This window comes from Haloarcula sp. KBTZ06 (assembly GCF_048595605.1).
Classification (GTDB): Archaea; Halobacteriota; Halobacteria; order Halobacteriales; family Haloarculaceae; genus Haloarcula; species Haloarcula hispanica.
This window is the reverse complement of record NZ_CP184337.1, coordinates 1,646,772-1,665,301: the sequence shown is the minus strand read 5'-3', so window position 1 is coordinate 1,665,301 and position 18,530 is coordinate 1,646,772. Positions and strand designations below refer to the sequence as shown.

The 18,530-nt window shown below is 64.6% G+C and carries 17 protein-coding genes; 9 read left to right on the top strand and 8 right to left on the bottom strand.

Annotation, left to right across the window (positions count from 1 at the left end):
* Entirely contained in the window at positions 1 to 630 is a 630-nt protein-coding gene (locus ACNO8S_RS08625) for an RAD55 family ATPase (RefSeq protein WP_004515458.1), read from the bottom strand.
* 28 nt (positions 631 to 658) lie between these two features.
* Positions 659 to 1,285 carry a MinD/ParA family ATP-binding protein gene (locus ACNO8S_RS08620; protein ID WP_014040619.1) on the bottom strand — a complete coding sequence of 209 codons (627 nt, stop codon included), beginning with the start codon at positions 1,283 to 1,285 and terminating at the stop codon, positions 659 to 661.
* Between the two features lie 381 nt (positions 1,286 to 1,666).
* Between ACNO8S_RS08620 and ACNO8S_RS08615 the strand changes: the two genes are divergently transcribed.
* The 3 genes from ACNO8S_RS08615 (at position 1,667) to pyrI (ending at position 4,339) form a co-directional block, all read left to right on the top strand.
* Positions 1,667 to 2,803, top strand: coding sequence for an FG-GAP repeat domain-containing protein (locus ACNO8S_RS08615; protein ID WP_014040618.1), 1,137 nt, complete (start codon positions 1,667 to 1,669; stop codon positions 2,801 to 2,803).
* Between the two features lie 157 nt (positions 2,804 to 2,960).
* Entirely contained in the window at positions 2,961 to 3,875 is a 915-nt protein-coding gene (gene pyrB / locus ACNO8S_RS08610; protein WP_008308746.1) for an aspartate carbamoyltransferase, read from the top strand.
* A complete protein-coding gene (pyrI, locus tag ACNO8S_RS08605; protein ID WP_008308747.1) occupies positions 3,872 to 4,339 on the top strand; it encodes an aspartate carbamoyltransferase regulatory subunit in 468 nt (155 codons plus the stop codon). The genes pyrB and pyrI overlap by 4 nt, the downstream gene beginning before the upstream one ends.
* A gap of 21 nt (positions 4,340 to 4,360) precedes the next feature.
* On the opposite strand, the gene ACNO8S_RS08600 is transcribed toward pyrI, so the two are convergent.
* Genes ACNO8S_RS08600 through ACNO8S_RS08575 form a run of 6 tightly spaced genes read right to left on the bottom strand, consistent with a single transcriptional unit; the run spans position 4,361 to position 11,986 of the window.
* Positions 4,361 to 5,227, bottom strand: coding sequence for a DUF58 domain-containing protein (locus tag ACNO8S_RS08600; RefSeq protein ID WP_014040617.1), 867 nt, complete (start codon positions 5,225 to 5,227; stop codon positions 4,361 to 4,363).
* A 49-nt stretch (positions 5,228 to 5,276) separates the two neighbouring features.
* Positions 5,277 to 6,218: an AAA family ATPase gene (locus tag ACNO8S_RS08595; RefSeq protein WP_014040616.1), complete on the bottom strand. Its 942-nt coding sequence runs from the start codon at positions 6,216 to 6,218 to the stop codon at positions 5,277 to 5,279.
* Entirely contained in the window at positions 6,215 to 7,171 is a 957-nt protein-coding gene (locus ACNO8S_RS08590) for a DUF7502 family protein (protein WP_014040615.1), read from the bottom strand. Before ACNO8S_RS08590 ends, ACNO8S_RS08595 begins: the two co-directional genes overlap by 4 nt.
* Positions 7,171 to 7,830 (bottom strand): chromosome partition protein, encoded by a 660-nt coding sequence (locus ACNO8S_RS08585; protein ID WP_014040614.1) that lies wholly within the window; start codon positions 7,828 to 7,830, stop codon positions 7,171 to 7,173. The genes ACNO8S_RS08590 and ACNO8S_RS08585 overlap by 1 nt, the downstream gene beginning before the upstream one ends.
* Complete coding sequence (locus ACNO8S_RS08580; protein ID WP_014040613.1) at positions 7,827 to 10,193, bottom strand: VWA domain-containing protein; 2,367 nt, start codon at positions 10,191 to 10,193, stop codon at positions 7,827 to 7,829. The genes ACNO8S_RS08585 and ACNO8S_RS08580 overlap by 4 nt, the downstream gene beginning before the upstream one ends.
* The gene (locus tag ACNO8S_RS08575; protein WP_420181799.1) at positions 10,193 to 11,986 is read right to left on the bottom strand and encodes a vWA domain-containing protein; all 1,794 of its coding nucleotides are present in this window, start codon (positions 11,984 to 11,986) and stop codon (positions 10,193 to 10,195) included. The genes ACNO8S_RS08580 and ACNO8S_RS08575 overlap by 1 nt, the downstream gene beginning before the upstream one ends.
* Positions 11,987 to 12,292: 306 nt before the next feature.
* Between ACNO8S_RS08575 and ACNO8S_RS08570 the strand changes: the two genes are divergently transcribed.
* The 6 genes from ACNO8S_RS08570 (at position 12,293) to ACNO8S_RS08545 (ending at position 18,509) form a co-directional block, all read left to right on the top strand.
* Positions 12,293 to 12,931 (top strand): helix-turn-helix domain-containing protein, encoded by a 639-nt coding sequence (locus ACNO8S_RS08570; RefSeq protein WP_420181798.1) that lies wholly within the window; start codon positions 12,293 to 12,295, stop codon positions 12,929 to 12,931.
* Between the two features lie 129 nt (positions 12,932 to 13,060).
* Entirely contained in the window at positions 13,061 to 13,303 is a 243-nt protein-coding gene (locus ACNO8S_RS08565; protein WP_008308761.1) for a 4Fe-4S ferredoxin N-terminal domain-containing protein, read from the top strand.
* Complete coding sequence (locus tag ACNO8S_RS08560) at positions 13,296 to 15,791, top strand: molybdopterin-dependent oxidoreductase (protein ID WP_151103487.1); 2,496 nt, start codon at positions 13,296 to 13,298, stop codon at positions 15,789 to 15,791. Before ACNO8S_RS08565 ends, ACNO8S_RS08560 begins: the two co-directional genes overlap by 8 nt.
* Before the next feature lie 2 nt (positions 15,792 to 15,793).
* On the top strand, positions 15,794 to 16,624 hold the full coding sequence (gene dsrO, locus ACNO8S_RS08555; RefSeq protein ID WP_050038204.1) for a sulfate reduction electron transfer complex DsrMKJOP subunit DsrO: 831 nt from the start codon (positions 15,794 to 15,796) through the stop codon (positions 16,622 to 16,624).
* The gene (nrfD, locus tag ACNO8S_RS08550; RefSeq protein WP_420181797.1) at positions 16,624 to 17,925 is read left to right on the top strand and encodes an NrfD/PsrC family molybdoenzyme membrane anchor subunit; all 1,302 of its coding nucleotides are present in this window, start codon (positions 16,624 to 16,626) and stop codon (positions 17,923 to 17,925) included. The genes dsrO and nrfD overlap by 1 nt, the downstream gene beginning before the upstream one ends.
* Entirely contained in the window at positions 17,922 to 18,509 is a 588-nt protein-coding gene (locus tag ACNO8S_RS08545) for a TorD/DmsD family molecular chaperone (RefSeq protein WP_420181796.1), read from the top strand. The genes nrfD and ACNO8S_RS08545 overlap by 4 nt, the downstream gene beginning before the upstream one ends.
* Positions 18,510 to 18,530 lie beyond the last annotated feature (21 nt).

Here is an 18,530-nt window from a genome sequence, read left to right as displayed (position 1 = left end):
TCAGGCGATGTCGCGGCTGGTGTCGATGCTGACCTCTTCGACGAGATTGAGTTTGATGATGTCAGTGGGGGCGCGCCCGCCGCGGAACTTCGGAATCGCGAGGCGGTTTTCCACCTCGTCACCGGTCGTCGTGGTGTTGAGCTGGAACACCACGTCCGCGAAGTGCTCGGTCGTATCCCGAAGCGGTGGCACGTCACGGCCATCGAGACAGTGGACGATAGCGAGGCTCCCGGTGTTGACGATGTGGTTCTGCAAGTCGTTCATGAACGCGCGAAAGCGCGAGTGTGGCTCCTGGGCTTCCAGCACATCGAGCGGGTCGACGATGAGGTTCGAGGTCTCCGGCAGCGCCGAGACGAGCTTGCCGGCGTTGTCGAGGGGTGCTTCGCCGGAGATGTGCCGCACCGTCGGGTCCCCGGTGTTGGCCGGCGTCTGCTCGATGCTCGCGATGACCGACTCGGCGGTCCGGTCGAGCGACAGCCACAGCGTTCCGCGCGTGGCGGTGAGTTCATAGAGGAACAGCTCCGCCTGGCTAGCCGGCTGGGCAGAGAGCACGACGATACTCCCCGCAGGGATGCCACCATCGAGCTTTCTGTCGAGGACATCGATGCCCGTTCGCAGCCGGTTGGCCATACCACTGAGAAGTTATTTAGCCACGAGATTAAGTATTCCGCTTGGCGAGAACGTTCGCTATCTCGACGTATTTTGCCGCTGCCCGGTCCGATTCCAGCGGCTTCGACACCGACGGAACGTGAACCGTCTCTGGGCAGGACAGCAGTCGGGATGGGTCTACGGACCCGTCGCTGCCGACGAGGACCGTGAGCACGGGCGGTGCATCGAGCGCACGGGCCATCGCCGCGGTTTTGGCTGTATCGGTGAGGCTCTGGCGGGTTGGTGCGCTCACGAGCACCGTCCTGTCAGCCGCCCGCAGTGGCCGGGCGGCGTCCGGGCCAGCGCCGGCCGGACAGTCGAGTACCACCGGGCGATCACGTTGGGGCAGTGTGCCGATGGCATTGTCGACAGCGGCTTCGGTTGCGTCCTGACAGGGGAGTACGTCGACGTTCTCGACGGCCGTGGCGCGCTTGGCAACCGTGGTCGGCTCAGCCGAGACCGTGATATCAGCGATTCCGGGCGTCGGATCGACGCCAGCGCGGCGGTGGAGGTTCGGCATGTCGCGGTCGGTGTCCACGACTAGCGACCGTCTGGTCGGCGTCCCCAGTGCCTGACCGACTCCGAGGGCGATGGTCGTTTTGCCACAGCCACCCTTGCCGCCAGCGATTGCGAGCATACTGCGGATGGTCCGCCTATCGGTTTTGAACCCTTGTGTTGGAGTCGAGAACATTGACAACCGAACTGGGCCGAAGGGACTGGCTTACGTCGGTTGGCCGTTGCCTACTTTTAATCGGTCGTTATATCCTGCACTCCCCTGGCCGTAGCAAGTCTACGCTTTCGGTGGCGATGGTCCCGACAGTCGACCCGTTCGAGCCTGTCCTGCATGGGTCTTGATAACTGGTGTGTAACAATAACTGGGACACCACTACTGGGGACATGGGTAGTAAACCGAACACGGCCCTTCAGCTATACAGCATTCGTACCCCGCCCGAGCCACTCGCTATCGGTCGATGTTAGCCCAGCCATAACAATAGCGATACACCCGAACGGCTGGGACATGAATCTACATCACGAGCGCATCGAAGCCTCGCCGCCGGCGAGCACGATGAGCTTCTGTCTCACGACCGACCTCACTGGGAACGGTCGACCGGACGTCATCGTCGGGGCGCTCGGCGACGAGCACGAGGTCCAGTTCCCGCTGGTCGATACGTCAGTCGACTTGCTGTCCGTGTTCGGCATGGGGCCGCTGGCCCGCTGGCTCCAGACGAACGTGTTCTGGTACGAAAACCCCGGCTGGGAGCGCCACGATGTCGCCAGCGCACCCGAACTCTCCGTCGGTGGCTCGCTTGGCGATATAACGGGGAACGGCCGCCCGGACATGGTCGCCGGCCAGAACATTCACCAGCACAAGCTGTGGTGGTTCGAAATACCGGACAACCCGCGAAAGCAGTGGACGCGCCGGCTCATCACCGACGACTTCGAGAAGTATCACGACACCGCCGTGGCGGACGTGGACGGCGACGGACAGAACGAGGTCGTCGGGCTGTCTCAGGAGTCCGAAACGGTGTTCTACTATGACATCCCCGATGACCCGACGCGTGAACCGTGGCCGGTGGCGAACCGACACGTTGTCGCCGAGGATATCGACGTCGAGGGCGTCGCTGTCGAGGACGTCGACGGCGATGGCGAGGTCGAAATCGTCGCCGGCCCCAACGTCTTCCATCGGACGGCCGACGGGTGGGACCGGGAGCCCATCGCCGAGGACTGGCAGTGTACCCGCGTCGCTATCGAGGACGTCGACGGCGATGGGGACCTGGAAATAATTCTCGTCGAGGGCGACGAACCGTATCTCGACGACCGCCCGGCCAGGCTGGGCGTGTTCGACCCGCCCGAGTGGGATCTGACGCTGCTGCACGACGACCTCTCGAACCCGCACAGCCTCGACGTAGCGGACTTCGACGGCGACGGCAATCCCGACATCTTCGTCGCGGAAATGGGGCTAGAGGACGGACACGAACCGCGACAGTTCGTGTTCCACAACGACGGGGCGGGGAACTTCGAGCAGAAAGAACTGGGAACCGGCATCCCCACCCACGAAGCGAAGGTCGTCGACCTCGATGGCGACGGTCTCCCCGACATCGTCGGCAAGGCATACACCGAGCCCCGCGTCGACGTCTGGCAGAGCAATCCCTGACTAGTTTCCTGTCCTTCTATTTCGGCCGCTAGGATCTTTCAGACCCCGTTTTCGAAGCCAGTGCCGATGCTCCCGAAGCCGAACCTGACGATGTAAGTGACCGTTCAATTCCCGTGTCGGGGGATTCAAGACCGTCCGGAGCGCGGTATCGAGTGAAATGCGGCACGACCACATCATCAGCGCGAAACAGCTCTCGCGGGGCGACATCGAGACGGTGCTCGACCACGCGGCCGACATCGCGGCTGACCCGGGAGCGTTCGCGGACCGGCACAGCGACACGCTGCTTGGCCTCCTCTTTTTCGAGCCGAGCACCCGGACGAAGATGAGCTTCACAACGGCGATGAAACGCCTCGGCGGCGACATCGTCGACATGGGCTCCGTCGAGTCCTCCAGCGTGAAGAAAGGCGAGTCACTGGCAGATACCGTCCGCGTCGTCGAGGGGTACACCGACGCGCTCGTGCTCCGGCACCCCATGGAGGGCTCCGCGAAGATGGCGAGCGAGTTCGTCGACGTGCCGCTCGTCAACGCCGGCGACGGGGCCGGTCAGCACCCGACACAGACGCTACTCGACCTCTACACGATCCGTGAGAACGCGGGCTTTGAGGACCTGACTATCGGCATCATGGGCGACCTGAAGTACGGTCGGACGGTCCACTCGCTGGCCCACGCGCTCACGACCGTCGACGCCAGGCAGCACTTCATCAGCCCCGAGTCGCTCCAGCTTCCGCGGTCGGTCCGGTACGACCTCCACGAGGCCGGCGCGGGCATCCGCGAGCACACCGATCTCGACGAGATTCTCCCCGACCTGGACGTGCTCTACGTGACACGTATCCAGGCCGAGCGGTTCCCCGACGAGAGCGAGTACCGCGAAGTCGCCGGCCAGTACCAGATCGACGCCGACACGCTGGACGCGGCCAAGGACGACCTGACCGTGATGCACCCGCTCCCGCGCGTCGACGAGATCGCCCACGACGTCGACGAGACCACCCACGCACAGTACTTCCAACAGGCCCACAACGGCGTCCCCGTACGGATGGCGCTGCTCGACCTGATGCTCGGAGGCGACCAATGAGCGACAACGACCAGCAACTCCGCGTCTCGAAGATCCAGAACGGCACCGTCATCGACCACATCGCGGGCGGCCAGGCGCTGAACGTCCTCGCGATCTTGGGTATCGACGGGACCAGCGGTGACTCCGTCTCCGTCGCGATGAACATGCCTTCCGACCGTCTGGGGCACAAAGATGTCGTCAAAGTCGAGGGCCGCGAACTCTCCCAGGACGAGGTCGACGTGCTCTCGCTCATCGCCCCCGCGGCGACGATCAACATCATCCGTGACTACGATGTCGTCGAGAAGCGCCGCGTCGAGCGGCCGTCGGTCGTCGAGGGCGTCCTCGAATGCCCGAACCACAACTGCATCACGACCGAAGCCGAACCCGTCGACTCGCGCTTCGCCGTCGGCGACGACGGCGTCCGCTGTGAGTACTGCGATACGATCATCCGTGACGACCTGCCGGCACACATCCTCGCGGAGTAAGCCGACCCTGCCGCCGTCTGGCTACTGTAACCAGATGCTCGCAAACGAGTCGAAGTAGTCTTCGCCGGTATCGACCAGTACGTGGTCCGCGCCGAGTGCCGTAACGCGGTTTGACACCGAGTCGATGTGGGCGTCGAGCCGCGACTGGTACGTTTCGGCCAGCGAGCCGCTGAAATACGACCGGCGTTTCTCGTCGCTCTCGGGGTCGGCGAACAGCACGTCACCGACGACGCCGGGGTCCCGTTCCTCCGGGGCGACCACGCGGACGAGCAACACGTCGGCGTCGTTGCGTGCGAGCGCGGCGACGCCCGACTCGAGCTCCTCGGGGTCGGCCAGACAGTCGCTGAACACGACGACGAGCGAGCGCGAGCGAATGCGTTCGGCGTACGCCTCCAGCGCGGATTCGAAATCGGCCGTCCCGTCGGGCGTTATTTCGTTCAATTGGTCGATAAGCGAGAGGAGTTCGCCGCGGTTCGACTGCCCGGTGTCGATGCGGTTCACCCGGTCACGAAACGTGCAGAACCGGAAGTCGTTGTTCTCCTCCGCTGTAAGGTAGGCGAAGCCGAGGCCGAGCTTGGCGGCGCACTCGAACTTGTGACTCGCCGCGTCGCCGTAGTCCATCGACGCGCTCGTGTCGACGAGCAGGTGGACGGTCAGGCTCCGCTCTTCCTCGTACTGCTTGATGAAGTACTCCTCCGTCCGGGCGAACAGCTTCCAGTCGATTCGTCGCGTGTCGTCCCCCGGCGAGTACCGCCGATAGTCGCTGAACGTGAGCCCCTCGCCGACCCGCGGGGACTGCTGGTCGCCCTGCCGAATCGAGGTCGTCTGGCGGTTCAGCGCGGCGGTAAACCGGCCGAGTTCGTCCAGAAAATCCGGTTCGATAGTCACGGCTGTCCCTCCCACGGGTCCGCCCGCCAGATTGCGTGCGTCGGGTGGCTCATCCCAGCAAGTCCGCGATGAGGTCGTCCGCCGTCCGGCCCTCGCGCTCGGCCCGGAAGTCCACGATAATCCGGTGCCGGAGGACGGGCGCGGCCAGCGCCTCGATATCCTCGCCCGTGACGTGCGAGCGGCCGTGGAGGAACGCCCGCGCCTTCGCCGTCTGGACGAGCGCCATGCTCGCCCGTGGGCTGGCCCCGAACTCGATGTCGTCGGCTTCACGCGTCCGGCGCACGAGCTGGACTGCCCGGTCGCGCAGGTCGTCGGCGATGGGCATCTCGCGGACCAGTTGCTGGATCTCCTGAATCTCCGGGCGGGTCAGCGAGCGTTCGACGGGGACCTGTTCTGCCCCGGCGGTGTACATGTCGACGATGGTCCGCTCCTCGTCGTAGTCGGGGTAGTCGACCAGCAGCTTCAGCATGAAGCGGTCGGTCTGGGCCTCCGGGAGCGCGTAGGTCCCCGACTGGTCGATGGGGTTCTGGGTCGCCAGGATAAAAAATGGGCGCGGCAGTTCGTAGGTCTCGCCAGCGGCGGTCACCTGCTTCTCCTGCATCGCCTCCAGCAGGGCGGCCTGTGTCTTCGGCGTCGCCCGGTTGATCTCGTCGGCCAGCACGACGTTGGCGAACACCGGCCCTTTCTCGAAGACGAACTCGCGGCCGCTGTCGGTCTCGCGGATGATCTCGGTCCCCGTGATGTCGGAGGGCATCAGGTCGGGCGTGTTCTGAATCCGGGAGAACTGGAGGTCGGTCACCTCCGCGACGGTCCGGACCATCGTCGTCTTCCCCAGTCCCGGGTTCGATTCGAGCAGGGCGTTGCCGTCGGCCAGGATACAGATGAGCAGTTGCTCCAGTACCTCCTCCTGACCGACGATCCGCGTGCCGATCTGTTCGCGTGCGTTCGCGATCTTCTGCTGTAGTTCGTCGATGTCGTGCTCTGAGCTCATGGGTCGGTGTCCTCGTCGTCCGTGTCTTGCTCTCGAATCCTGAGATTGTACTCGCGGATGAGGTCCGCGTCCTCGACGTCTTCCTGGCCGGCGAACCCGGCCTGCTGGCTGTCGACTGTGCCACTTCCACTTCCCGGCCCCCCGGTGTCCGACGACGACGGGAACGACTGGCTCCGGTCGATTTCCTCGTCGCCGCCCGTCGAATCAATCTCGGCGGTGAGGTTCTCGTCGCCCGCCTGCACGTCCTCGCTGTCGCCGAGTATCGCGTCGCCGTCTTCGAGCCCCTCGTACTCGCTGGGCCGGTCGTTCGGCGAGTCCGTCTCGACCGGGTCGCGGTCGAGTAGGCCGATGTCGACGACGGCCACCTGCACTGTCGCCAAGCTCAGCAGGATAACGACGATAAGCGTGCCGAGCAGCCGCCGGCTATCGACGAGCGCGACGCTCGAACTCCGTCTCAGACTCGCAAGCACGTCTTCGTAGAGCCGGGCCGCCATCCGCGTTTCGGCCCCGTCCTCGACCGCGTCCCGCGCCGTTCGGAGCGCGTCGGTGACGTTCGCGTTCGCCGCCTCGAACTGCTCGACGAGTGGCTGTCGGACCCGGTACAGATACTCGCCGACGAACCAGAGCGCGCCGACGACAATGCCGACGACTGCGCCCGTCGGGAACGATAGCGCAGGTATCGAGCGGCCGACAGCCGCCCCGACCGGGTCCGTCACCGCCGTCGGAACTGACAGCTGTGTCGGGAGTGCAGTCGGCGAGAGGACAGTCAGGAAGATGTTCACCAGGAGAAAGACCAACACCGCGTCGACGATGGCGTAGATGAACGCCGCCTTCTTGCCCTCGCGTCTGACCTCGGCGATGGCGTCGGCCATGCGTTCGCGTGCCTGTGCCCGTCCGTTTTCAGGCGGCTCTTCGTCGCCGTTTTCTCCGGTATCTGTGTCGGGGTCGTCCATTAGTAGTCCTCGCAGGTCGGGTCCGGTGTCTCCATCCTGTTACAGATGGTCTCGATATCGTCTCTCAGCGCTTCGTTCTGATTTTCGAGTTCATTGATTTCGCTTTCGAGGGTGTCGATCCGCGATTCCAGGCTGTCGATATCGTCCTGCAGGTCGGATACCTGCCCCTTCAGTTCGTTGCGTTCGTCCTCTAACTCCTCGTTTTCGGCCTCCAGATCGCCGATTGTCGTTTCGAGGTCATCGACTTCGTCCTCGAGAGTGTCACGCTCGTCCCGAAGGTCGTCGACTGTCCCCTCCAGTTCATCGACGCGGCCCTCGCTCTGGCGGAGCGACTGCCGGGTCTCTGCCAACTGACTCTGCGTGGCGTTCAACTGCTCCTCTGTCTGGTTCAGGTTGGTCGCGACCTGATCGACATCCTCCGACCGCGTCTCCAGTCGCTCTTGGAGTTCCTCGACACGGGTCTGTGTGGATTCCAGTTTATTTCTGGTGTCGTCCAGGTTCCCCCGAAGTTCGGCGTTTTCCTGTCTGAGCTCCTGATTCTGCGAGCGAAGCTCGCTCGCGGAGTCCTGGTACAGCACCGTCGTTCCGCCGGTGCCGACCATCGAGAGGACGACGAACACCACGAGCCCGAGGTTGATCCGGCGGCCGATTGCGCTCACGGGAGACCACTCTCCAGGGAGGTGCGACCGCGGTACACTTGAACACGCCGGGCGACCACCTCGCCGGTGAACAGCAGGAGCGCGCCGAGCAAGGCGAGCCAGTCCCAGGTGTTCCGAACGGTCCGGACCCGGGTGGACTTCTGGCGCGCCTCTCTGGCTATCTGTTCGCCCTGGGCCGGGCTGAAGGTCTGCCCGCCCGTCGTTTCGACGAGCGCATCGAGGCTGTCACTCGGACCGAAGGCTCCGTACTCAACGGGGTAGTTCGCCGCGTACTCGGTGTCGAGTGCGGTCTGATACCCCGCCTCCCGAGGCGTGAACTCGCCGCGATACCGGCCGTCGCCGATCTGGCGGAAGGAGATGTTCGCCGCGTCCGGGCGGCTATCGCCCTGGTAGGTCAGCGTCGTTGGACGCCCCACACGAGCATCGCTGACCGCTGTGACGCCGGTCTGCGTGCGCATGGGGTCACCCACCGCGTAGTTGACCGACTTCGTGACGACCAGCGAGTCCGGCCGGTCGAGCAGGCCGCCCATCGTGTTGTCCGAGTCGTAGGCGGTGATCGAGACGACGCGGCCCAGCCCGAACCGCCAGGAGGCGATGGCCGGCTTCCCGTCCGCGGTGGCGACCTGGTAGTCGGCCCCGGGCTTGACCTGGACGTTGTTCGCCTGGCCGGGGTTCGCAGTCAGCTCGACGCCGGCGGTGATGAACGTGTCCTCCGTGACGATTGTGAGGTTCTCCCCCTGGTAGCGCCGCGAGGAGCCGCCAAAGAGGAGCCGCAGCCGCTCGGTCTCGTCGGCGGCGAAGTACGACCCGCCCGACTCGCTTGCGATCTGGCGCATCGTCGCGACGCCGACTCGCTTGCCGACACCGACCGAGACGACGCGGGTCCCTTCGCGGCCCAGTTGGTTGGCAACGGCCGCCGGCGGGCCGAGCCGGTCCTGGCCGTCACTGAGGAGGATGATCGTCCCTTCGCGGTCGCCAAGCAGTTCGTCGGCCCCCTGAAGCCCGACGGCGATATCCGTCGCGCCACCGCTTTCCAGCCGTCGTATCTTGTCGGCAGTCTCCGCCCGGTTCTGCCCGAGCGCTTGCATCTCCGAGACGCGATATGCGTTGTGGTTGAACGCGACGACGCCGACCTGGTTCTCGTCGCCGAGCTGGTCGAGCACGTCCAGGGCGACGGCTTTCTGTATCGAGAGGCCGCCCTCGGCGCTACCGGACACGTCGACGAGGATGACGATGTTCGACTCGCCTCCCGTCGCGTTCCCTACTCGGACAGGGAGCATCGAGGCCACTGATGACGTTTCGTAGCCGCCGTTCTCGTAGGCGTTGTCACCGCCCGCGACGACGAGCCCGCCGCCGTTGATGACGAAGTCCTGCAGCGCGGTGGCGTTCCCGATATTGCCCGACGGTGTGTCTTGCATGACGACGGCGGCGTAGTCGTCGAGGTCCGCCGGGACCGACGAGGCCGTCGAAACGTTGTACAGCGAGTCGAGGTAGTTCCGCAGGGGATACTCGCCCTGTGAGACGTACAGCACGTCGGGCTGTTCGACGACGCGGACGCTCTTGTAGAACACGTCGTTTCGCGCGTACTCGTCGTCGCCGGACAGCGTCGCAGTCACGCGGTGTGACCCGATTTCCTCGAACGTGTGGTCGACGGTGAGCGTGCCGTCCGGCCGGAGTTCTCCTTCAGTCACGCTCTCACCGTCGATAGTCACTTCGACGGGCACGGGCTCGAGGACGCTCACGCCCTGCATCGAGACGGTATACTGTGACTGGACGCCGCGGCTCACCGTCGACGGCCCCGCTATCGCCACGGCTCGCTCAGTGCGTGGCGACTGCGGGGTGACGCTGTGGACGGTCGCGTTGAGCCCGGCTGCGTCCTCGGCGGCTGTTGCCAGGCTCCGGCCCTCTGTGACGCGGCCGTCGGAGACGACGACGACCGTCCCGTTTGCTTGGAGATTTGCCGCCACGCCGTCGCCGATCCGCGAGTTCGACCCGCTGCCGATGGTCGCCCGTGTCACCGGGACGCCCTCGCTCTCGATATCCTGTACCAGCTCGTCGGTCGTGTTCGGATAGATACCCATGCTCGCGGATTCGTCTGTCAGCAGTGTCACGCCCGGTTCACCCGGCGTCTCGCGGGTCTGAACGGTGTACGGTTCCATCGCGCCGAGGACGAGCAGGCAGACGATGAGCACGCGGCTGGCAAGCAGGAGCCGGCGGCTCCGGTTCGAGGCCGACCGCGGCCCACCGTCGCCACGCCGGACGAGATACGCGAGGAGGCCGACGGCGACCGGCAAGACGAGCAGCGGCCACAGGTGCTCGACACCGACGGTGAGTCCCTCCCTGAGGGTGTAGGACACCGCCATCAGAGGTCACCCCGTCGGCGCAGATAGCCGACCTCGGCCAGCGCAAGTATCAGCCCGCCCAGCGCGAAGTACTCGGTCAGCGGCTGTGGCACCGACCGCTGTTCGGTCCGGGTGAGGTTCCCGGCCGTCCCGGAGCGCTGGTCGAGCGCTCCGACGTTGGTGTTTGACTCGCCCTCGTCCAGCAGCGACGCGCTCACTTGCCGGCTCTCGCTTCGGTAGAGCCCGGCTCGCTGGAGCGGGACCGAGTTCCCGGAGACGGGGCCGGCCGGCCCCTCGACGGTGGTGTTACCGAACCGGACGGTCTCACCGGTCTCGTGGTTCAGCGCCGGGAGTTGTTCCCTGTCCGCCAGATAATACACCGCCCGCTTCCAGAACACGGGGTACTGGTAGTTGAACTTGAAGCTGGACCGGTCCTCGATGTAGCCGTAGTACATCACGCGGCCGCCGTTCCGATCCTCGGTCGCGATGAGCGGCGTCCCGTCCCCCAGTTGCACCTGGGCCGACCCGGAGCGCAGCGACCCGGAGATGTACTCGTCCGGTGGCTGGAAGTCGATGCCGCGGGTGAGCTGTGTCTGTGCCGTCTGGCCCACTGTCGCGCCCGCCCGGGTCTCGCCGGGCTCGATGAGGAGGAGGTCCCGGTACCGCTGTGGGAGGTCGTCCTGTGCCAGTACCGCCACGCCGCCACCGTCTTCGACCAGTTCGCGCCCGCTTTCGACGTTGCCGGGCAACAGTGAACTCTGGTCGACGTTGCTGTACAGGATGACGTCGTAGTTCTTCTGAATGGTCGTCGGCGGCTGGCTGACCGTCACGTTCACCCGGTCGACGACCGACAGCGCGGTGGTCAGGTACCGGTTCCGGTCGTTTGTCAGCACCAGTACGTCGACAGCCGCGTCCGCCGGTGCGGCGACGTAGACGCTGTCGTCAGTCGCGAAACTGTCGCCCGGGCTGAGCCGGGCCTCGCTCCCGCCGGCCGGGACCGGCATCGTCACCGAGCCAACGTCGTCGGGTCCGAGCTGCAGTTCTCGCTGGGTGTTGCCGAGCCGAACGGTCCGGGTGACGGTCGAGTCGCCGTAGTTTTTCACCGACAGCGTCACCGCCGAGCCGGAGAACCGGCGGTTGATGAAGCCGACGTTTGCGTCGCCCCCACCGTCGAACTGCTGGAGGTCGACGGAGAGGCCGCGCCCGCGCGCTGAGGTGACTGCAGTGGTCCACTCCTCGCCCGCGAAGTCGCTCAGGACGATGATTCTGGCGTTCTCACCGGCGAGCGAGGCCGCCTGCGAGATAGCGCCGCTGAGCGCTCCCGGCGCGTCCGTCGGGCTGAGCCCGTCCAGCGTCCCCTGCGCTGCCGTCGGCGTACCACGCTGGAGCACGACCTCGCCGCCGTTGGTCGTCGTGACGACGGAGGTCGTTCCTGTTACTTCTTCTTGGGCGGCCGCAACGGCCCGCTGGAAGCGTGTCTGACCGTCGGCGTCGGTCTGCATGGACGCGCTGGTGTCCACGACGATGACCGTCTCCTCGACCGTCGCCCGCTCGGAGACGGTGACGTACGGCGTCGCCAGTCCGACCGCGAGCACCAGCACGACCAGTACCTGCAACAGCAGGAGGAGGCTCCGCGAGATCCGTTCGAGAAACGGCGTCGCTGACTGCTGGCGTTCTCCGGCGACGAGAAACTGGTACGTCGGCAGCGTGAGTTCCTGCGGGTCCGGTCGGATGAGATACAGCACCACTATCGGCACCGCCAGGAGGAGAGCCGCCAGTCCCAGGGGGGCAAGCAAAACGTCCGAGAGGACCATTGTCTGTGTATCAGGCGGAGGCGGCATTTATCTTGTGAATATAGTGACACCACCGTTCGGGCACCTGACGGCGGTGTCTCTCGGCCGACTCATCGCCGGCTATGGCCCAGCACAGCAGTACAGGCGGTTATTTTCGATCCTCCGATAGCAGACGAACGCTGTCACCGACGCAATGAGTGACGCCGCCGCGGCTTCGGGAGGCTCCATTCTCCACATAGAAGAACAGGTAGAATACGCCCGCAGTCTGCGGATTTCGGCGGCGATGACAAAACCCATTTAACTGCAGATAGTCGAGTGACAATCAGAATGGGACAATCCGAGAGCGGGCCTACAGGGGCGACATCGGGGACCGCGAAAGAACGAACCCTCAAGGTTCTGTTCGAAATTGAACTGCCCGATGACTGTTCGTGCCCCCTTTCGGATCCGGATGCAGACATCGAGAACGCTCAGAACCAGATCGACGACGGCGTCTGTCACGCCGAGGTGACTGTCACCGACGAGGCCGGTACCGAGCGGGTTCTCCACTCGACAAATCAGGTCGGGGACGCCTGTCTCTGTCTCGCCTTTAGCGAGGTCGGGTGTGTTCCACGAACCCGGCGCGTAGACGGTGACTCGCTTTTCATCGAGACGTACGTCTCAGACCGAAGCGTCATCAGCGAGCTAGTCGACCAGTTGGAATCGGCCGCGAAACGAGTGCGTCTGCGACGGCTGACATCCCGACAGGACGTCGCGACCGAGTCGGAGCCCACTACAGTCGACCTCGCCTGTCTCACGACAAAACAGCGGGAAGCGGCGATACTCGCAGTGGACGAAGGATACTATCAGACACCCCGACAGACGACCCTCGACGAACTCGCGGCCACGCTCGACATCTCGAAATCCGCACTCTCTCAACGCCTGAACGCCGTCGAATCGAAACTCGCGACGGCCGCCTTCGACCCGTAGACTCGCCTTTTCGGGCTGGACGCACTGGCAGCGGCAGAGACTCCCGGTGACACTCCCGCCCGTATTTAAACCTCTTCACAATACAGCGCTCTCCCTACCGAGTTTCGAGGGTAATCGGTAACTAGAGCCATGAATGACCCACAGCAGCCGCGGTTGACGCCGATTGATGAGTGGGAAGACGAAGCAGCAGCGATGCTTGACGGCGTCGAGTACGACACTGATCTGGGGCTACGGATGGCTCGGGATGCGATTCGTGTCTCGAACGGAGAACTGAGCGACGCCGAATTCCACGAGAAGTATCACGAGGAGCTACTGGCAGAGTTCGGTGAAGACGAGCGGCCGACCAAACCTGAGGGATTCGACGATGACTGACGACGACGGCGTTTACCGACGTGACGTACTGAAAGCCAGCGGAGCGGCTGCTGCCCTCGGTCTTGGCGGGGGCGAGTTCTTCCAGACGCTGGTCGAAAGCGGAGACGGAACCGGGCCGTCCAACCGTGACTCCGGTATCGAGAGCTACGTCGGGCAAAACGAGGTCATCCAGACCGTCTGCTCGCCGAACTGTCGCGGGAAGTGCCCCATCGACGTCCACGTCCGCGACGGCCAGGTGAAGAAGGTCGAGCCACATCCGCCGGAAGACGAGCAGTACAAGCGGGCCTGTGTGCTCGGCCTCTCACACACCCAGCGTGTGTACGACCCGACAAGACTGAAGTACCCGATGAAGCGCACAGACTGGTCGCCCGACGAGCCAAACCCCGACGGACGCGGCCCGGATGCCGAGTTCGAGCGCGTCTCCTGGGACGAGGCACTCGACCTCGTCGCCGACAAGATGCAGTCGCTGAAAGCAGCCCACGGCGCGGAGAGCGTCCTCTTCCACGCGGGGTCGGGGAACTACGGCCAGTCCAGCACGGCGTTCAATCGACTGGCCTCTCTGTTCGGTTCGACCCAGTCTGCCTGGGGCATCGACGCCAACGTCGGTCGCGGATTCAACCGGGTCACTGGGACCGGCTTTTTCCTTCCGTCGACGAACGAGGCCGAGGACTGGGAGAACGCGAACACCATCATCGTCTGGGGGTCGGACCTCTTCGCCAGCCAGTTCCAGATGGACGCCTCGAAGGTTCTCGACGCCGTCGAGAGCGGGGCGAAGCTCGTCGTGGTTGACCCGGTGTACACGACGACAGCGTCGAAAGCCGACCTGTGGCTCCCGGTCAAACCCGGGAAAGACGTGCATCTCGCCCTTGCGATGATGCACACTGTCTTCGAGGACGAGACGTACGACGAGGACTTCCTCCGGAAACGGACGACCGCGCCGGCGCTAATCCGCACGGACACCGGGGAGTTGCTCAAGGCGAGCGACGTCTTCGAAGACGGCGGCGAGAACCAGGTCGTCGCCGTCGAACAGGGCAGTACGACGCCGGTCGAACTCGAACCGGAGACCGGTGGCCCGTATGCGCTCTTTGGGGAGTACACCGTCGACGGCATCGAATGCGAGACGGCACTGACCAGACTCCGTGACCATGTGGCCGACTACGCGCCATCGAAAGTCGCGGCGAAGACCGGTGTCGACGCGGAAAACATCCGCACTGCAGTCCGATGGCTGGCGACTCGCGGCCCCGGTGGCATCGCCCCCAGCTACGCGATCGGGCGGTACAAACACGGGCACATCTTCGGCCAGACCTACGCGATGCTCATGGCACTGACCGGTGACTACGGTCGGCACGGAAACATCCACGCCCATCACTCCGGCGGGGCGACGCTCAGTACCGGTGGCTGGAGCGCGCCGGAGGACGCTGACCCCGGCCCGTCGCTGTTCTTCCCCGAATACCCAGACGCGATACTCGACGGTGACCCGCACAAGGTCAGGGCCGTCTACTCGATCGAGTCGAACATGATGGGCAACCAGTTCCCGGACCGGCAGCGGTTCAGAGAGGCCATCAGGAGCCTTGAGATGTACGTGGTCGCGGATATGCACCACACGGATACGGTCCAGCACGCGGACATCATCCTCCCGGTTCCACACTGGTTCGAACAGGAGGATATCACGTCCAGCTGGGGGTCCCATCCACACATCAGCTACCGACACAAGGTACAGGAACCGCTGTGGGAGGCCAGAGACGACTACTACGCGATCCGCGGGCTCGCGGAGCGGCTCGGCTTTGTCGACCGGTTCCCGGAGACGAAACGCGAAATGCTCCGGGAACTCGCCGACCGAGACGACGATATCGACTTCGACACGCTGTTCGAGCAGGGAACACAGAAGAAAGAGAGCGTCCCCATCGTCAAGTACACCGATGCGTTCCCCACCGACACGGGGCGAATCAAGATGTACGACGACGACGCCCCGAGCGAGGAGGGCGTGACGTTCGACCTCCCGCGGCCACTCGAAGACCGGACAGCCGACGACTACGAGAAGGCCGACGAGTACCCGCTGATGTTCATGCAGAAGCACAGTCGGTTCCGCATCCACTCGCAGTACGAGATGCTGAACTGGGTGCGTGAGGTCAACCCCGAACCACAGCTGGACATCCATCCGTCGGATGCGAAGGCTCGCGGCATCGAGGACGGCGAGTACGTCCGGGTGCACAACGACCGCGGCGAGATGATCGTGAAGGCGAAGTACAACGAGGCGTTCCAGCCGGGGCTGGTAAACACTGACCAGGGATGGTGGTCACGCGACTACGTCGCGGGCCACCACAACGACCTCACGCACAACGAGGTCAGCGAGGTCGGCCAGACGATGGCGTTCTACGACGTCCGTGTCGAAGTCGAACCGGCCCCCGATGACGTCGATACGGACAAGTACGAAGCCGATAACCCGCGCGGGGCCGGTGCCGACGCACCGCGCGCAGGAGGTGACTAACAATGACGAACTACGGCCTAGTAATCGACCAGGAGCGGTGTATCGGCTGTCAGGCATGCGCAGTGTCGTGTAAACAGGAGAACAACGTCCCGATGGGGCAGTTCTGGAACCGCGTCCTGACGGAGGGCGGCGACAAGATTGACACCCCGTCCGGTGGCTATCCCGAAGACGGCGGCAGTGGCTCGCTGGACATGGAGTACCAGCCGACGGCGTGCCAACACTGCGAAAACGCGCCCTGTGTGAAGGTCTGTCCGGTCAACGCGACGTACACCCGGGACGACGGGATCGTCGAGATCGACTACGACAAGTGCATCGGCTGTCGCTACTGCATGGCGGCCTGCCCGTACAACGCACGGGTGTTCAACTGGGACGAACCCGAGCAGATGCCCGAGGAGGGGACGGGCGACGTTGCCGCCCGTCCACAGGGCGTCGTCGAGAAGTGTACGTTCTGTAGCCACCGCGTCGACGAGGGACTCGACCCGGCCTGTGTCGTCAACTGTCCGGCCGACGCACGCATCTTCGGCGACCTCGACGACGAGGGGAGTACCGTCTCGAAGTACATCAACGAGTACGAGACGGACCAGCTCCTCGAAGACCGCGGGACGAACCCGAAGACGCACTATATCAGCGGCGAGATGAGTCCCGGCCGGCCGCAAACGTCGGATAAAATGGAGAGCGAACTCGACGATGTTTCTCCGTGGTCCGATGGAGCCGAGGACGTGCCGTCTGACGCCGACGGAAGCGACAGTAGCGACTCGGGTGGGAGCCCCCACTCCATCGAGGGTGATGCCGCTCCACACGTCCCGGCAGTGGGGTCCGGAGGTGATGACTGATGGCCGCTGACTCGTCACGGATCGCGATTCCGGCCTTCGGGACGAAAGGAAAGCTGTGGCTCGGTCTGCTCGCGGCCCTCATGGTCGCTGGACTGGCAGCCTGGGGCTACCAACTCACCACTGGGCTTGTCGCCACGGGGATGCGCAACGTCTTCTCGTGGGGACTGTACATCATGATGTTCGTCCTGTTCGTCGGGCTGTCTGCCGGGGGACTCATCATCTCCAGTGCACCGAAGTTCTTCCATTCACACCGCTACGAGGGGTTCGCACGGCTCGGCGTGCTGGTCAGTCTCGCCTGTATCACCGTCGCGGGTCTGCTCATCCTCCCGGACATCGGTCGGCCCGAGCGACTCTACCAGTTTTTCACCTCGCCGGACTTCCGCTCGCCGATGGTGTGGGACTTCGGTATCGTCATCCTCTATGGCGTGCTAAACCTCTGGTATCTATGGCTGCTGACCCGCCGCGACCTGGCCGCGCGTGGGTCGCCACTGGCACTGGGTGTCGATGACACCGACGCTGGGCGCGAGCGTGACCGCACGCTCATGTTCTGGACCGCAGCACTCGCTCTCCCGACCGCGGTCGCACTCCACTCGGTGACCGGGTGGATTTTCGCGACGCAGATCGGTCGGGGCGACTGGTTCAGTCCCCTCGTCGCACCGGTGTTCATCGCCAAGGCGCTCGTCTCCGGGCTCGGGCTGTTGCTGGTCGTGTCGGTACTCGCAGATCGGCTCACGAACTACGAGGTCGACCGCGAGGAACTCACGAGTCTCGGGAAGATACTCGGCATCTTCCTCGCGCTTCACGTAGTGTACTTGCTCGCGGCCGAGCGACTGCCCCACGCCTGGGCGAACCACTTCGAGTTCTGGGCCATCACCAGTAGCTTCCTCATCGGCGAGTCCGTCTACTTCTGGCTCTGGACAGTCGTCGGCGGGGCGGTCCCGCTTGTCATGCTGATGATTCCGTCGCTCCGGAAGCGCGTGTCGGTCATCTTCACCGCGAGCCTCCTCGCGGTCTTCGGCACGATGTTCGAGGGGATCCGGCTGGTGTTCACGGGATACGAAGTCGCTAACATCGCTCTCCCACCGGGTATCTCGACCGGTGGGGAGTATGCCGGCATCACGACAGACATCTGGGCGACTGCCGGAGCTTACACCCCGACGCTGGTCGAAGTGGCTGTCACCCTCGGTATCGTCGCCTTCGGCGCACTCATCGTCACGCTCGGCCTGAAATACGTGCCGATTCAGCGAGTCGAGAGACCGGAGTCGTACGCGACTGACGGCGGTCGACAGGAGCGACAATGAACAGACAGACTGACGCTCCCGCCAAGCGTGAGCGAGCAGCCGAGCGCGGCACAGACAGCGACGGATTCCGCTCGGATGTCGCGGCGACCTACGCCGTCCTCGCCGAATGCTGGCGGGAACCGACCGAACAGCTGGTCGAAGCCGTCGATACCGGCGAACTGGGACCGGTAGTCGGCGACGTTGGCTCGGTTGACCTTCGCCGTCTCAGCGCCGAGTACACCCGGCTGTTTATCGGGCCGGACGGGCCACCGTGTCCACCCTACGAGAGCGTCTATCGCGACGGCGACGACCCGGACGAACTCGGCCCGGTCAAGGGACCAGCTACGATGGCTGTCGTGCGCTGGTACCGGGAGTTCGGCGTCCAGCCTGCGGCTGACCATCCGGACCTCCCGGACCACATTGCGACCGAACTGGAGTTCGCCGCCTATCTGGCAGAAGCGGGTCTCGACGAACGGCTTGCCCAGTTCCGTGCGGAGCACCTCGATGCGTGGGCTGACGAGTTCCTCGGCCACGTCGAGGCAGAGACGCGCGAAGCGTTCTACGCGTCACTGGCAGCCACGACCCGGGAGGTGCTCGGGCAATAGCGGACCTGCGGGGCACTGATC